Consider the following 15428-nt stretch of genomic DNA (forward strand, 5'->3'; position numbering starts at 1 on the left):
GTTATCCTTTCAGGCCCGCCAGCATCACACCGCGGACGATGTAGCGTTGCAGGACGATGAAGACGATCAATGTTGGAATGGTCGCAATAGCGGCTCCGGTCATGATCATTTCCCACTGGATCTGCTGCTCGACAGCAAAGCTCGAGAGGCCGACAGGCAAGGTGTAAAGCTCCTTGCTGGTGGTCACGATCAACGGCCAGAAAAAAGCTGTCCAGTTGCCAAGGAATGTGAAGATGGCAAGGGCGGAGAGCGCAGGTGTCACCAGAGGCAGGGCAACCTTCCACCAGATCTGGAATTCGTTCAGTCCATCGACCCGGGCAGCCTCGATGAAATCGTTTGGGACCGTCTCGAAGAACTGCTTCATCAGGAATGTGCCGAATGCCGTCATCATGCCCGGGAACATGATGCCCCAGTAGCTATCCAGCCAGCCGAGCTGGCTAGACATCAGATACCATGGAATAACGAGCATTTCCGTCGGGATCATCAACGTCGAGAGAATTGCGATGAAGATGAAGTAGCGTCCACGGAACTCGAATTTTGCCAGCGTGTAGCCAACAAGACTGTCGAAAAAGCAGTTCGAGAGGGTCACGATGATCGCAACCAGCATCGAGTTGAAGAACCACCGCAGGAAGCGTCCGTCAGCCATCACGGTGACATAGTTCGAAAGCGTTGGCGCAGCCGGAATAAGTCGGAGATCGTAGACCTGATCTGCCGTTTTCAACGATGTCGAGAACATGAAAAGCAGCGGTGATACCATGATCAGGCCGCCAATAAAGAGCAGCGTCCATGCGATGATGCGGCCAGGACGGATACGGGCGTGGGAAAGTGGCTGTGCTTCGCTCATTTATTTCCCCTCAGCACCCAGAGCTGAACCAGCGATACGGCAAGTAGAATGGTGAACAGAACGACCGTTTGTGCGGCCGCATAGCCCATCGCATAGGAGTTGAACGCCGTCTGGTAGATCATCAGCACAAGCGGCTTCGTTGATCCGAGCGGGCCGCCCGGGTCGTTGGTGGTCATGTTGTAGACCTGGTCGAAGATGCGCAAAAATCCGATCGACGAGAATACCACGAGAAAGACCGTGGTCGGTTTGAGGAGCGGCAGGGTGATCTTGCGCAGGATCGCCCACTCGCCAAGGCCGTCTATGCGCGCAGCCTCATAAAACGTTGTTGGAATGGCACGCAGCCCGGCCATGAAGATGATGATCTGGAAACCCAGCCCCGCCCAGATGGCCGTCACCATGATCGAAAAGAGAGCCTGGTCAGTCGAACGGATGAAAGGCTGCTGCGGAATTCCGATGAGGCCCAGCACGTCATTGATGATGCCGATCGGGGGTGGTTGATAAAACCATCGCCAGACCCACGCCATCGCCGCAGCTGTCGTCAGATAGGGAAGGAAATAGAGCGCGCGGATAAGCCCGTGCAGAATGCGGACACGATCGAGATAAAAGGCGATAACAAATGCCAGAACGAGGCTGATCGGTGTGCCGATGATGAGATAGGTGAACGTGTTCTTGAAGACCTTCCAGAACTGTGGGTCCTTGAACAGTTTCACATAGTTGGCAACGCCAATGAACTTGGCCGGCCGCAGCAGATCCCAGTTAGTGAAAGACAGCCAGAAGGCCTGCAGCGTCGGATAAAAGCGAATGACGCTGTAAAACAGGATTGGGATCGCCAGGAAGCTCCAGATCCAGATAAGCCGTTTGGTGCGCATGGAAAGGCGATCTCCAAAGGAGCCGCCGGGGCGGCCGGATGCCGCCCCCTGTTGGTCGATCGCTGTCATGACTTGACCTTCAGTTTAAGGCTTGGCCGCGTCGATGATTTCCTGTTCGGCCTCGGCGGCCGCCTTGATGGAATCCTCAACCGATTGACCCTCCAGCAAAACGCGGTTCGTCATGTCGATCGCGTTTTGTCGTTGGGCAGCCTCGTCCTTGAAGAGGGTGGTGTGGGCGTACTCAAGGCCCTTCAGGAACGGCGCATAAACCGGGTCCTTCAGGTTCTCAGGTGTCAATGCCGCTTCACGTCGGGCGGGCAGTTCACCCACTGTCTTCAGCCAGATCGCCATGGCCTCGGGCGAGGAGATATAAGCGAGGAATTTCTTCGAGGCCTCCAGTTCTTCGCCGGTCGTTTTGGCGCTGATGCCGTTTGCGAAGTAGCTGGCGTAGTTCGAACGGATGTTCTTCTCATTTGTGGGAAGCTCGGTGACGCCCCATTCGAAATCCTTGATGGTCCGGAAGGAGCCGAGACGGAACGTACCGTCGATCGTCATACCCGCTTTTCCGGCTCGGAAGGCGGCCTGGCCTTCATCCATGAAACCAGCCTGACCGATCTTCTTTTCAAGCTGCAGGCTCGTGTAGAATTTAAGCGCCTGAACACCGGCCTCGCTGTTATAGGTAACCTTCTGGTCGTTGTCGGTATAGGGCGCGCCGCCATACTGGCGAATCAGCACCTCACGCCACCATTGGTGATCCTGACCACCCATGTCGAGTGTCGAGCCAGCAACGGTGAGGTTGCCCGCTGCATCATGCTTGGCGATTTTTTCTGCGGCTGCGACAAATTCATCCAGCGTTTTCGGAGGGTTGGCAGGATCAAGGCCCGCTTCCGCAAACAGCTTCTTGTTGTAGAAAAGGGCAAGCGAGCGAACCGCTGTCGGAAGGCCGTAATAGTCGTCGCCACGCTTCATGGCGCTGACGATTGGGAAGAAATCGCTTTCGATCTTGTCGTGCGGGAATGCATCGGTTGGCAGCGGCTGCAAGATCCCGCCGGCAGCGAACTTGTCCAGCCAGCCATAGAAGAGTTGCATGACGTCAGGGCCATTGCCGGACATGTTGGCGGCAATGACGCGTGTCTGATAGTCGGCGTAGGGGAAGGTTACCTGTTTAACGGTTATATCAGGGTTTGCCTTCTGGAACTCCGCAATGAGTTCGTCCATCGCTTTTACGCGTGTGTCGAAGACATATTGCCAATATTCGATTTCGACAGCTTGCGCTGCGTTGAATGCGAATGTGCTGAAACCGGCGACCAAGCCGGCGAACAAAGTTGCCCTGCGCATGTAAGCCTCCATTGTCTCCGCCTGCTTTGCAGATGCGGAGTGAGTTCCCTTTATCCACGCTTTCGCGCGCACTTTATCGGCTCGCAACAGTAGGGTTTGCCAATCCCTGAAACGCGCTGAGCCGGACCCCCGGTCGGCCTCTACGGTTCTCTGAAGGCGCGAGTTTGTCAATAAGATAATTTACTTGAATTATTATATTGCGCTTATCGTTATTTCGACGGTATGAATTTTCTACGATACGGGAAGTTGAAGAGATGACGGTGCACACGTTGGATGCCTATCCGGTCGCAATTGGCAAAAATCCCGAGCGAAGCCGCGAACATAACAGGCGGGTCGTGCTCGATCTTGTTCGCCGGCACGGCTCGCTTGGTCGCGCCCAGATTGCCAAGATCACCCACCTGACCCCGCAGGCGGTTGCCAACATCGTCGACGAGCTAATGGGCGAGCAGCTTCTGAAGGAAATCGGACGTCGGCGCACCGGCCGTGGCCAGCCGCCGATCCAGTTTGCGGTCAACCCCGACGGTGGGGCGACGATCGGCGTGGAAATTGCCGCCGACCGCATGGTCACGGTTGGTCTCGACCTTGCCGGCGTTATGCGCGCCGAGCGTGTGACGCGCCTGAAAAAGACTACGCCGGATTATATCCTCAAGACTTTTGCCGCAGAGCATGCCGCTGTCGCGGGAGCTCTGGGATGCAGGCTGCTAGGCACCGGTGTGGTTATGCCAGGGCCTTTCGAGATCGACGGTATGACGTCGGTCGGGCCGACAACCCTCTCGGGCTGGGTGGGGATCGATGCCCGTCAAATGCTCAGCGATGCCTGCGGCCAACAGGTCGTGGTTGAAAACGACGCGACCGCAGCCGCCGTCGGTGAGCGCCTGTTCGGTCAAGGTCTCAGCATCCCGAACTTCTGCATGATCTATTTCGGTGTCGGTATCGGCCTAGGCATGATTCAGGAAGGCGCCCCTTACCGTGGTGCCTTTGGAAACGCCGGTGAAATCGGCCATGTGACCGTTTCCCCACGTGGCAGGCCTTGCCCGTCCTGCGGACAGAGAGGCTGCCTGGAAGCTTATGCTTCAGCTTATGTGCTCAAGGAAAAATTGCAGGCCATCGGCATTGTCGATACCGAGCTTGGTGACCTTGAGGGGCTGTTCAACGCATCCAATCCCGTCATGATGACGTGGATTGATGAGGCCGCCGATCATCTGGCGCCGATCATCGCGATGCTCGAAAACATCCTCGATCCGCAGACAATCATTCTGGGTGGCGCATTGCCGGAGCCCGTCATCCGCGAAATCATCACCCGCATGGGCAGCTTGCCGACATCGGTTGCGAGCCGCCGGCAGCGCGAGTTGCCACGCGTGATCCATGGAACATCCGGGCAGTTGACGGCGGCCCTTGGCGCTGCAGCTCTTCCCCTGTTCGATATCGTCACACCGAAACTCGAGACGTCGACTGCGGCGATTGGGGCTGCACAGACCTGAATTCTGGAGGAGACTGTCAATGCTGAACCCACGAGAGCGCATCGAACGGCAGATGGCCGATCCATGGCTTGTGCGCATGCACCGACGGCTGAGTGCTCTGAAATCGGTTGCGACGGTGATGCACACCGGTGCGCATCCCGATGATGAGCAGAACGGGTTGCTTGCCTATCTCAGGATGGAGCTGGGCATGCGGGTCATTATCGCCTGCTCGACGCGTGGCGAAGGGGGGCAGAATGCTCTGGGGCCAGAACGCCTCGGTGCTCTTGGCGTCATACGGTCCCGCGAGCTAGAGGAGGCCGCTCGCGTCATCGATGCCGACGTCCATTGGCTCGGGCACGGACCGGTGGACCTCATTCATGATTTTGGCTTTTCCAAGGATGGTGACCGGACGTTCGACCGGTGGGGAGAAGCGCGCATCGTTGAACGTTTGGTCCGTGCCTATCGCAAGGAACGTCCCGATATCGTCATTCCGACCTTCCTCGATGTCCCGGGGCAGCACGGGCACCACCGCGCCATGACACGCGCTGCGAGAAGTGCGATCTCGCTGGCTGCTGACAAGTCGGCCTTTCCGGAGCATTTTTCCGAAGGACTGACGCCGTGGAAAGTGGCGAAATTTTATCTTCCTGCCTGGTCAGGTGGGGGAGACACCTACGACGATGAGGTTCCTCCACCCGAAACGACGCTCGTCATCGCCGCGCAAGGAAAAGAGCAGGCAACTGGTGCTCAATACGACCGCATCGGTGAATGGTCCCGTTATTATCACGCATCACAGGGGATGGGGCACTGGCCGAAGGATCCGCAGGTATTTTGGCCGCTGCACCTTGAGACAAGCGAGGGCAGCGATCGCGACGAGGCAACGATTGCCGACAACCTTCCATCGTCACTCCTGCACCTTGCCGCGCATCCGGGACTTGAGGCAGATCTGGCGAAGGCATTGAGCGATGCCGATGAGGCGATTAACAGGGCAGTTTCGGCCTTTCCAGACCGGCAGTCAATCGAGGCGTCACTTCTTGAAGCGGCGACCCTCCTGCAACATGTCGACGAAACCGCAGGAGAGGAATTCAGGGGCCTGCACGGGCATCGGATAGTCCGTAAACGAGCTCAGCTTGACGCGGCGATCCTGACGGCGATCGATATTTTTGAACGCGCCTATGCGGAGCCTGCCGAGATCAGCCCGGGCGGACAAGCTGTTTTGCACGTCGAATTTTCGGCATCACCTTCTGATTACGAGGTCGACGTCACGCCTGTTCTTCCACCCGGCGTCTCATGCTCCGTTCAAGCGCTCGGTCAGGCCACGATGTTTTCGCTGCTCGCCGAAAAGGATACGCCTGTATCAGGGTTCTACCAGCCTGTCTGGAATGCCATGGGTGGCAATGGTCATGCATCTGTCCGGGTGTCGGCGAAGATTGGAGGGCGGACCGTCACGGCCGGCTTTGATCTCGAAGAGCCGTTTTTCGTTTCCCCCGCGCTATCTCTGACACTGACGCCCGACGCGCTCCTGGTGCCACTTGGCAGTTCGGCGGCACAGTTGGGGTTCAAGGCGGTGACAAAGGGCGGCGAGGCGGCTGTCTCTTTCAATCCCGTGGACGGCTGGAATGCGCGGAAATCAGGCGAAGACTGGGTTGCAGAGCGCACAGGGGAAGCGGTTGCGGGACTTGTTTCGCTTGAAGCACACATCGGATCACATGCTGTGTTTCAGGTGACGCCGATTGCCTATCCTCACATCGGCCGGGCGAGGTTCTTGGTCCCGTCCAGACTCAGAATTTTATCGCTCGACATGAAGCTACCTGCCGAAGCACGGGTGGGTTACATCGGCGGTGGCGCAGACAACGTTGGATCCTGGCTCGGCCGCATGGGCCTCGATGTTACCGAGCTCGATGCGCAGGCACTCAGCGGCGATCTCAGTCCCTACACGACGATTGTCGTGGGTATATTCGCTTTCGGCATTCGTATGGATCTCGCCGCAGCAACCGTCAAACTGCACCGATTTGTCGAGCAGGGAGGGCATCTCGTCACTCTCTATCATCGCCCGACCGATGGATGGGATCCTCAGTCAACGCCTGTCAGGCAGCTTGAAATCGGAAAACCGTCTTTACGCTGGCGCGTGACGGACCCTAATGCCGAGGTGACGGTGCTGGCGCCGGATCACCCGTTGCTTGCGGGGCCGAACGTGATCAGTGAGGAGGATTGGGCCGGATGGGACAAGGAGAGAGGCCTTTATTTCGCGGCACGCTGGGATGATGGTTACGAACCATTGCTTGCCATGCATGATGTCAACGAACAGCCCCTGAAGGGCGCTTTGATTTCGGGCCGTTTTGGTAGGGGACGCCATACGCATACCAGTCTTGTCCTCCATCACCAGATGGACAAACTGGTTCCCGGCGCGTTCCGTCTGATGGCAAACCTCGTGCAGCCGGCGTGAACGGGCAGAGCGATAACGCAGCCGCATCGCAGACGCATGGCTCCAATGCCCGCGCCGGTGTCAGCTGGCTGCTGCTTGACATGACCTTGGTGGCGGGCGGCATGACGGCGCTCGTCAAGGCGCAAGGTGCGACCTATCCCGCGTTTCAGCTGGTCTTCATTCGCGCAATGATCGGCCTATTGTTCATCCTGCCGTTGGTCTGGCGTCATCGGAGGGAAATGCTGCGTGTTAAATATCCGCTCCGCAATCTCTTTCGCATTGCCTGCAACGCGATCGCACTGACGAGCAATTTCCTCGCGATCACCATGTTGCCGCTTGCGACGGTCACTGCAGTTGGCTTTTCAAGGCCGCTGGTGACCATGGCAATGGCGGTCCTGTTTCTCGGCGAATATGTCAGCCGCATTCGCTGGGCGGGGGCGATCGTGGCGTTCTTGGGTGTTCTCGTGGTCATTGCACCGGGGACGTCCGATTTTAACGCAGGCGTCCTGGTCGTTCTCGTTTCGGTCATCTTCGGAGCACTGGCGATCATACAGACCCGTGCGCTGCGCGAGGAAAACACCACGGTGATGATGGTCTTCTACACTGTCGGTCTGGCAGCCATCACAGCGGTCCCGGCACTCTGGACGTGGCAACCGGTTCTGCCGTTCGACTGGGTGCCGCTCCTGGCGATAGGCATTCTTGCACAGCTCGGGCAATACTGCTTCCTTCGAGCCTATCGCATGGCGGACGCCAGCCTTCTTGCGCCGGTCGGTTATCTCTCGCTGCTTTTTACGACAGCGGTCGGTTACTTCATTTTTGGGGAGGTGCCGGAGGCACGCGTAGGCGCTGGCGTTGCAATCATCCTTGTCTCACTCCAGGTCGCGGCGCTGTTGGAAAGACGCTCGAAAAGGAGCGACGAACCATAATTGCCGTGATGCGCTTCAGGACATGAGAACGCGCAACCGCACCCAGTTCAACACGGCAAGTCTGATCCGATCGTAAAACGCCCTTGCGATCCCTACGTAGCGCATGCCCCATGCGAGCCAGGCATAGGTCAAAAGCTTTTCTCGACCGGCATGATAGATGCGCTCAACAATCAGGAATGTCGCAAGGTGCGCCATAATGACCATAGTAAGGCCGGACGCGACGTGTCCGTGTGCCATGACGATTAGTCCGACCACCTTTAGCGGTTCGGCAATTGCAAAAGGCACAGCAAGAAGAAGCAGGATCACCAGTCGCGACTGCCTGGCGATATGAGCCTCGATATGCCTGAACACCGCCATTGCCGAGATTGCCTTTACCACGGGCCGGTAAAGTGGGCGAAAGATCACATCGATGAAAGACACCATGACAATGATCGCCCGAATTGGCATTGATAAAACCAGCCAGAACGTCCTTTTCATTTCAAGCGGTCTCCATCGTCGGCACTGCCTAGCCTTTCTCTTTTTTAGCCGCCTCAAACGTGGCAAAAGCAAGTCTTGAACACGTGCTCACGTGTGTCTGATGCTCGCATACATACCTGTCGTGCGGAAATCGCGTGGGTTGGTACCATAGAGGCGTCTGAAGACTTTCGAAAAATAGTTGGGATCGTCAAAGCCGCACAGAACGGAGACTTCTTTGATAGGCATCGTCTCGGCTGTCGTCAGCAGTTTCGCGGCGCGCCTGAGACGTCGCTGGAGAACGAATTCTGCAGGTGGCATGCCTTCACTCGCGGCAAAGATCCGTGAAAAATGCGCGCGGCTGAGGCCGGCAACGGCGGCAAGGTCGCCGACCGAAAGACGGTCGCCGAGATGGCTGTCGATGTAACTCAGGACCTGCTGCATCGTACGGTATTCACCACTGAAGGAAGGGTGAGAGCCGAAGACGTCATCGTAGAGGATCATTGCCGCCTCATAGGCGACTGCGGAAGCTGCTCCCGGGGTTTCCGCACCATTGACGAGCCGAGAGCAGCAGGAGGCAAGATGGTCTATCGTCGCTGCCTGCAACTTGAGGATCGGGCCTGTGACGGCGAGAATGTTGCGATGGATGCGCAAGGCCTCCTCGCCATTCATGGAAATCCAGAAGAACTCCCACTCCCTACCGTCTTCCAGCCAGTAACGATGATTGTGGGGGATCAGGAGTAACAGCGTCTCACCCGGTTTGACGGTGTAGAGGCGGTTTTCGTAGCGCAAATTTCCCTGCCCGGCGATTGAGTGCTGGAGAACGGTAAAGGGCGTCTGCCCGCGTTTGCGCCCGTCCCAGTCATAACCGCTGTCACGCCGGATTTCATAACCGCTGCTCGTCGGCATGGTGTGCAATGTCTGGCGCCCGCGTGGCAACGAGACCGTCCGCATCCCAGGGCCCGCGTTAATCAAATCCTGCAGCACAAAATTACCCATGAAAGCATAATCCTTCTCTGGTTATGCCCATCATTATACGCATAATCCCGATCCGAGGAGACAGTCAGAGGGACGATCGGGAGGAAAGTTTGGAAATAGCGCTGATTTTTTAGCGTTTCTGAACTTTGTGGTGTCTGATCGCTATTTGAGACCCTCTGGTCCGTTTCACCCGTTCGATATGCAACAGAGGTGATGCTATGAGTTTCAAAATCGCTATTATTGGTGCTGGCAGCGTTGGATTCACGAAAAAGCTGTTCACGGACCTGTTGTGCGTTCCGGAGTTTCGCGATATCGAAGTCGCGCTGACCGATGTCAGCCAGCACAATCTCGATATGATCAAGGCAATTCTCGACAAGGTCGTCGAGGCAAATGCGCTGCCGGTGAAGATCACTGCAGATACCGAGCGCAGAAAAGCTCTTGAGGGCGCAAAATACGTTATCAGCTGCGTTCGTGTCGGTGGGCTTGAAGCCTACGCAGACGATATCCGTATTCCGCTGAAATATGGCATCGACCAGTGCGTCGGAGACACCATCTGCGCCGGAGGCATTCTCTACGGCCAGCGCAACATCCCGGTCATACTCGACTTCTGCAAGGACATCCGCGAGGTTGCTGCACCCGGTGCGAAATTCCTCAATTACGCTAACCCCATGGCCATGAACACCTGGGCGGCGATTGAATACGGCAAGGTTGATACTGTAGGGCTTTGCCATGGCGTCCAGCACGGTGCTGAACAGATTGCAGAAATACTCGGTGCCAAATCCGTGTCCGAGCTGGATTACATCTGCTCGGGGATCAACCATCAGACATGGTTCATCGATCTCAGACTGAACGGCCGCAAGATTGAAAAGGACGAGCTCGTTGCTGCCTTCGAGGCTCATCCGGTGTTTTCTCAGCAGGAAAAGCTGCGCATCGACGTATTGAAGCGTTTCGGCGTCTATTCGACCGAGAGCAACGGCCATCTTTCCGAATATCTTCCCTGGTACCGCAAGCGTCCTGACGAGATCGCCCGCTGGATCGACATGTCGGACTGGATTCATGGCGAGACTGGCGGATATCTGCGCCATTCGACGGAAACCCGAAACTGGTTTGAGACGGAGTTCCCGCAGTTTCTTGCATCGGCAGCAAAGCCGATCGAGCCGGCCAGGCGTTCGAATGAACACGCAAGCCATATTCTTGAAGCTCTCGAGACAGGGCGCGTCTATCGTGGTCACTTCAACGTCAAGAACAATGGCGTCATCAGCAACCTGCCATCTGACGCGATTATCGAATCGCCCGGCTTCGTTGATCGTTTCGGGATCAACATGGTCTCCGGCATCACTATACCGGAAGCGTGCGCTGCCACCTGCCTCGCGTCCATCAATGTTCAGCGCATGTCGGTCCATGCGGCGATCAGTGGCGATATCGATCTCTTGAAGCTTGCCGTGCTGCACGATCCGCTGGTCGGTGCCGTCGCCACACCGGAGGAGGTCTGGCAGATGGTGGACGAGATGGTCGTCGCGCAGGCGCGTTGGCTTCCTCAATATGCGCACGCCGTACCGGCGGCAAAGGAACGTCTTGCGAAATCGAGCGTCAAGACGCGCGACTGGGCCGGTGCTGCCCGCCGCAATGTCCGCTCCATCGAGGAGTTGAGAGCCGAAAAATCGGCGCTGAAGAAAGCTGTGTGAGCAAATGCATAAGCGTGGTGCGTGGCGATAGGGAGTTCGCAACGCACCCGTCGCCATGGAGAAGAGGCAGACGCCGGGCGCGCTGCCATTTGGGAGGAATGACGATGCAACTTCGACGTAAGACTGCCACCATCGCTGCCTTGACCCTTAGCGTTTCAATGATTGCGCTTGGTGCCAATGCGTTCGAACCGACCACGCCGCCGGAGCCGCCAAAGTTTCCGGCAGAGGGCAAGGTCAACTATGTGCCGCGCGATTCCATTCTCGAATTCAAGGCGCTGCCGCAATACAGCCAGCCGGAATGGGTGGCGGAAAAGTTCGAAAAGACCGGCAATCTACCGCCGCTGAAGGATCGCCTGCCGGAAGAACCGCTGGTCTACAAGACCGGCAACATGCCCGATGGCGTCGGCGTCTACGGCGATACAATGCGCCATGTGGTTGGCGGGCGGCCCGAGGGGTGGAACTATATTGCCGGGCAGAGCCAGGGCTGGGGCGGCATCGATATCGCGCTGTCAGAATGCCTGACCCGCACCGCGCCGCTGTTCCAGGTCAATGCCGAAGATACCGAGCCGCTGCCCAATCTCGCCAAGAGCTGGGAGTGGTCTGAAGACGGTCACAAGCTGACCATGCATCTGGTCAAGGGCGCCAAATGGTCCGATGGCGAAGCCTTCAACGCCGATGACGTGATGTTCTATTGGGAGGATGCCGTCCTCGACCCGAATGTTTCTCCGCTCGGCGGCGGTGCGTCGCCTGAAGCTTTCGGCGAAGGCACGACGCTCAGGAAGATCGACGACTACACCGTCGAGTGGACGTTCAAGTCAGCGTTTCCAAAACAGTATCTCTATACGATGGCCTACCCGACCTTCTGCCCGGGACCGTCGCATCTCCTGAAGCCTCAACATCCGAAGTATTCGTCCAACACCTATAACCAGTTCAAGAACGCCTTTCCGCCGGAATTCATGAACATGCCGGTCATGGGCGCCTGGGTGCCGGTCAGCTATCGCTCCGACGACATCATCGTGCTGCGCCGCAACCCCTACTACTGGAAGGTCGATGAGAAGGGGCAGCAGCTGCCTTACATCAACGAGCTTCACTACAAGCTTTCGACCTGGGCTGACCGTGACGTGCAGGCGGTGGCCGGTTCCGGTGACCTTTCCAATCTCGAGCAGCCGGAGAATTTCGTCGCTTCGCTGAAGCGCGCCGCGGATGAAAACGCACCGGCCCGTCTCGCATTCGGCCCGCGCCTCACCGGCTACAATCTCCTGATGAATTTCTCCGCCAACGGCTGGGGCAACCCGGATGAACGCGGCCAGGCGATCCGCGAACTCAACCGCAACCCGGAATTCCGCAAGGCAATCACCTCCGCGATCGATCGCAAGGCGGTCGGCGACTCGCTGGTGAAAGGGCCGTTCACGGCCATATATCCGGGCGGGCTTTCTTCCGGCACGAGTTTTTATGATCGTGCCTCGACGGTCTATTACCCCTTCAATCTGGAGGAGGCCAAGGCGGCGCTAACTAAGATCGGGCTGGTCGACACCGACAATGACGGTTTCGTCAACTTCCCGGCCGAAACTGCGGGCGGCAAGAATGTCGAGATCGTCGTTCTGGTCAATAACGGCTATGCGACCGACAAGAGCCTTGCCGAAGGGCTGGTGGGTCAGATGGCCAAGCTCGGTATCCGTATCGTCATCAATGCGCTCGATTCCAACCAGCGTGACGCCAAGCATTACGGCGGTCAGTTCGACTGGGCGGTTCGCCGCAACAGCACCGAACTGTTTTCGGTCGTGCAGAACACCGAGCAACTGGCGCCCGTTGGCCCGCGCACCAGCTGGAACCACCGCGCGCCCGAAGGCAAGCAGGTCGATATGATGCCCTTCGAGGCTGACATGGTCGAGGTCGTGAACAAGTTCACCGCATCGCAGGACAATGCCGAAAAAGCGGAGCTGATGAAGCGCTACCAGAAGCTCTATACCGAAAACCTCTACACGATCGGCCTGACGGAATATCCGGGGGCTCTGATCATCAACAAGCGCTTCTCCAACGTTCCGGCTGGCACGCCCATCAACATGTTCAACTGGGCCGAAGACGCCATCATCCGTGAACGCATGTGGGTGGCCGCCGACAAACAGGGCAAATACGAACTGTTTGCCGAGCAGCTGCCCGGCAAGCCGGGTGACAAGGGCCCGGACAAGGGCCCGACCCAATAACCTCCTCCCAGAAGAAGCCACCGGTCGCGCGCGAAGTGCGGCCGGAGAGGATAAGATCCGGGCGCCCCGGCGTCCGTCAAAAGGAGAGAGACGGAAATGCTTAGATTTCTGTTGACCCGCATCGGCTCCGCCATACCGGTGCTGTTCATCCTGAGCGTGGTGACATTCGCCATCATTCAGGCCCCACCCGGTGATTACGCCGATTACATCCGCTCACAGCTGATGAACCAGGGCGGCGCATCCTTCGAACAGGCGGAAGCGCAGGCGCAGGCCTATCGTATCGAGCACGGCCTCGACCGGCCGATGGTGGTGCAGTATTTCAACTGGATCAGCGGGATCGTGACGCGCGGCGATTTCGGCTACAGCTTCTATTACAACAAGCCGGTCGCCGAAGTGGTGGGGGAACGCCTTCCCCGCACGCTGGCTCTCGCCATCGTCTGCCATATCCTCGCATCGCTGTTCGGCATCGGTTTCGGTATATGGGCCGCAACCCGGCAATATTCTTGGATCGACAACGTCCTGTCGGTCGTCTCTTTCCTCGGCATGACCATACCGCGTTTCCTGATGGCGCTGGTGCTCGTCTATTTCATGGTCTTCCATTACGACGTGTCGGAGATCGGCAGTTTCTTCTCGCCGCAATATGGCGGTGCGCCTTGGTCATGGGCCAAGTTCGTCGACCTCGTCAGTCACGTCTGGCCGGTCGTGGCGATCGCCGTGTTCGGCGGGCTCGCCTACAACATGCGCGTCATGCGCGGCAACCTGCTCGACACGCTGAATGCCCAATATGTGGAAACGGCGCGGGCCAAAGGTCTGTCGGAAGGTGCTGTCATCATGCGCCATGCGGTGCCGAATGCCGTGCATCCGCTTGTCATGTATCAGGGCGTCGTTCTGCCCTACATGCTGACCGGGGAAATCGAGACGGCGATCATCTTTTCGCTGCCGACCGTCGGTCCGGCCATTGTCGGCTCGATGGCGGTGGGGGACGTCTATGTTACCGGCACGTTCATGATGGTGCTCGCCGCAACGCTGATCATCGGCAACATCATCGCCGACATGCTGCTTGCCTTGCTCGACCCACGCGTCCGCGAATTCGGGAGGGCGTGAGATGACTGCCATCGATCAAACCACCACCAAGACGATCACGCCGGCTGCCGAGCCGCAGCAGGTCAATGAAAGTTATGTCGCGCTGGTCTGGCGGCGTTTCCGCCGCTCCGTCACCGGCATCCTCGGGCTGATCCTCGTCGGCCTTCTGTTCCTCATCGCCATCTTCGCTAATTTCTTCGCGCCGATGGACCCGATGGAAACGCATGCGAGCTTCGCCCCGCCGCAGGCCATCAGTTTCACAGACAAGGAAGGAAGTTTCAGCTTCTTTCCGCGGGTCTATGCCATCGCCGAAACCGAGGAGCTTGATCCCGTCACGTTCCAGCCGATCGTGGGCCCGGATTACGACAACCCGCATTATCTCGGTTTCTTCGTGAAGGGCGCGGAATACAATCTGTTCGGCCTGATCCCTATGGACCGTCATTTCTTCGGCGCTACCGATGGCCATCCCGTGCATTTCCTCGGCACTGACAAGTTCGGACGAGACGTGTTGTCGCGCGCCATCCACGGTTCGCGTATCTCGCTTTCCATCGCGCTGAGCGTGGTTTTCATCGTTACGGTGATCGGCACCACGGTCGGGCTCGTGTCGGGTTATTTCGGCGGAGCGGCGGATACCTGGATCCAGCGTTTTGTCGAGGTCGTGCTGGCCTTTCCGCAACTGCCGCTTTACCTGGCGCTCACCTCGCTGATTCCGGTCACGGCGCCAACCCACGTGTTCCTGACATTCGTGGTCGTCGTCATGTCGGCGCTCGGTTGGGCGCAGATGTCACGCGAGGTGCGCGGTAAGTCGATGGCGCTCGCCCGTATCGATTACGTACGCGCGGCAATTGCCGTCGGCGCCACCGATCGCCGCATCATCTTCCAGCACATTCTGCCCAATGTGATGAGCCACGTGATCGTGTCGGTCACGCTGCATATCCCGAGCGTCGTGCTCTTGGAATCCTTCCTCGGTTTCCTTGGTTTTGCGGTCAAACCGCCGCTGATCTCCTGGGGCCTGATGCTGCAGGACACCTCCACCTATTCCGTCATCGGATCCTATCCGTGGATCCTCGCCCCCGTCGGCTTCGTGCTGGTCACCGTCTTTGCGTTCAACGCGCTGGGTGACGGTCTGCGCGATGCGGTCGATCCCTATTGAGCGGAGGACAGAA

Annotated in this window: 12 protein-coding genes; 7 read left to right on the forward strand and 5 right to left on the reverse strand. The window is 58.0% G+C overall.

Annotation, left to right across the window (positions count from 1 at the left end; genetic code table 11):
• Window position 1: 1 nt before the first annotated feature.
• The 3 genes from N7578_RS04720 to N7578_RS04730 are packed head-to-tail and all read right to left on the reverse strand — an operon-like array spanning window position 2 to window position 3063.
• On the reverse strand, window positions 2-844 hold the full coding sequence (locus N7578_RS04720) for a carbohydrate ABC transporter permease (RefSeq protein WP_262526499.1): 843 nt from the start codon (window positions 842-844) through the stop codon (window positions 2-4).
• Entirely contained in the window at window positions 841-1782 is a 942-nt protein-coding gene (locus tag N7578_RS04725) for a sugar ABC transporter permease (protein WP_311109142.1), read from the reverse strand. Before N7578_RS04725 ends, N7578_RS04720 begins: the two co-directional genes overlap by 4 nt.
• Window positions 1783-1797: 15 nt before the next feature.
• Entirely contained in the window at window positions 1798-3063 is a 1266-nt protein-coding gene (locus N7578_RS04730) for an extracellular solute-binding protein (protein WP_311109143.1), read from the reverse strand.
• A 242-nt stretch (window positions 3064-3305) separates the two neighbouring features.
• Here N7578_RS04730 and N7578_RS04735 point away from each other — a divergent pair, with 242 nt between their 5' ends.
• From N7578_RS04735 to N7578_RS04745, 3 genes are read left to right on the forward strand one after another with little or no spacing between them, the layout of a single operon-like run.
• The gene (locus tag N7578_RS04735) at window positions 3306-4532 is read left to right on the forward strand and encodes an ROK family protein (RefSeq protein ID WP_311109144.1); all 1227 of its coding nucleotides are present in this window, start codon (window positions 3306-3308) and stop codon (window positions 4530-4532) included.
• Window positions 4533-4551: 19 nt separating this feature from the next.
• Complete coding sequence (locus N7578_RS04740) at window positions 4552-6954, forward strand: PIG-L family deacetylase (RefSeq protein WP_311109145.1); 2403 nt, start codon at window positions 4552-4554, stop codon at window positions 6952-6954.
• A complete protein-coding gene (locus N7578_RS04745; RefSeq protein ID WP_311109146.1) occupies window positions 6951-7859 on the forward strand; it encodes a DMT family transporter in 909 nt (302 codons plus the stop codon). Before N7578_RS04740 ends, N7578_RS04745 begins: the two co-directional genes overlap by 4 nt.
• A 15-nt stretch (window positions 7860-7874) precedes the next feature.
• On the opposite strand, the gene N7578_RS04750 is transcribed toward N7578_RS04745, so the two are convergent.
• On the reverse strand, window positions 7875-8336 hold the full coding sequence (locus tag N7578_RS04750; RefSeq protein ID WP_311109147.1) for a hypothetical protein: 462 nt from the start codon (window positions 8334-8336) through the stop codon (window positions 7875-7877).
• 87 nt (window positions 8337-8423) lie between these two features.
• Window positions 8424-9311: an AraC family transcriptional regulator gene (locus N7578_RS04755; RefSeq protein ID WP_311109148.1), complete on the reverse strand. Its 888-nt coding sequence runs from the start codon at window positions 9309-9311 to the stop codon at window positions 8424-8426.
• 197 nt (window positions 9312-9508) lie between these two features.
• Here N7578_RS04755 and N7578_RS04760 point away from each other — a divergent pair, with 197 nt between their 5' ends.
• The 4 genes from N7578_RS04760 to N7578_RS04775 all read left to right on the forward strand — a co-directional run bounded on the left by N7578_RS04760 (window position 9509) and on the right by N7578_RS04775 (window position 15415).
• The gene (locus N7578_RS04760; protein ID WP_311109149.1) at window positions 9509-10975 is read left to right on the forward strand and encodes an alpha-glucosidase/alpha-galactosidase; all 1467 of its coding nucleotides are present in this window, start codon (window positions 9509-9511) and stop codon (window positions 10973-10975) included.
• A 104-nt stretch (window positions 10976-11079) separates the two neighbouring features.
• A complete protein-coding gene (locus N7578_RS04765; RefSeq protein ID WP_311109150.1) occupies window positions 11080-13179 on the forward strand; it encodes an ABC transporter substrate-binding protein in 2100 nt (699 codons plus the stop codon).
• 96 nt (window positions 13180-13275) lie between these two features.
• Window positions 13276-14283 carry an ABC transporter permease gene (locus N7578_RS04770; protein ID WP_311109151.1) on the forward strand — a complete coding sequence of 336 codons (1008 nt, stop codon included), beginning with the start codon at window positions 13276-13278 and terminating at the stop codon, window positions 14281-14283.
• A gap of 1 nt (window position 14284) precedes the next feature.
• Window positions 14285-15415, forward strand: a complete 1131-nt coding sequence (locus N7578_RS04775) for an ABC transporter permease (RefSeq protein ID WP_311109152.1) — start codon at window positions 14285-14287, stop codon at window positions 15413-15415.
• The last annotated feature ends 13 nt before the right edge of the window (window positions 15416-15428 follow it).

The sequence above is a fragment of the Agrobacterium tumefaciens genome (assembly GCF_031801495.1).
Classification (GTDB): domain Bacteria; phylum Pseudomonadota; class Alphaproteobacteria; order Rhizobiales; family Rhizobiaceae; genus Agrobacterium; species Agrobacterium tumefaciens_K.

Coding starts and splice junctions, on each gene's coding strand:
- N7578_RS04720 (WP_262526499.1), bottom strand. CDS start 844: ATGAGCGAAGCACAGCCACTTTCCCACGCCCGTATCCGTCCTGGCCGC.
- N7578_RS04725 (WP_311109142.1), bottom strand. CDS start 1,782: ATGACAGCGATCGACCAACAGGGGGCGGCATCCGGCCGCCCCGGCGGC.
- N7578_RS04730 (WP_311109143.1), bottom strand. CDS start 3,063: ATGGAGGCTTACATGCGCAGGGCAACTTTGTTCGCCGGCTTGGTCGCC.
- N7578_RS04735 (WP_311109144.1), top strand. CDS start 3,306: ATGACGGTGCACACGTTGGATGCCTATCCGGTCGCAATTGGCAAAAAT.
- N7578_RS04740 (WP_311109145.1), top strand. CDS start 4,552: ATGCTGAACCCACGAGAGCGCATCGAACGGCAGATGGCCGATCCATGG.
- N7578_RS04750 (WP_311109147.1), bottom strand. CDS start 8,336: ATGAAAAGGACGTTCTGGCTGGTTTTATCAATGCCAATTCGGGCGATC.
- N7578_RS04755 (WP_311109148.1), bottom strand. CDS start 9,311: ATGGGTAATTTTGTGCTGCAGGATTTGATTAACGCGGGCCCTGGGATG.
- N7578_RS04760 (WP_311109149.1), top strand. CDS start 9,509: ATGAGTTTCAAAATCGCTATTATTGGTGCTGGCAGCGTTGGATTCACG.
- N7578_RS04765 (WP_311109150.1), top strand. CDS start 11,080: ATGCAACTTCGACGTAAGACTGCCACCATCGCTGCCTTGACCCTTAGC.
- N7578_RS04770 (WP_311109151.1), top strand. CDS start 13,276: ATGCTTAGATTTCTGTTGACCCGCATCGGCTCCGCCATACCGGTGCTG.
- N7578_RS04775 (WP_311109152.1), top strand. CDS start 14,285: ATGACTGCCATCGATCAAACCACCACCAAGACGATCACGCCGGCTGCC.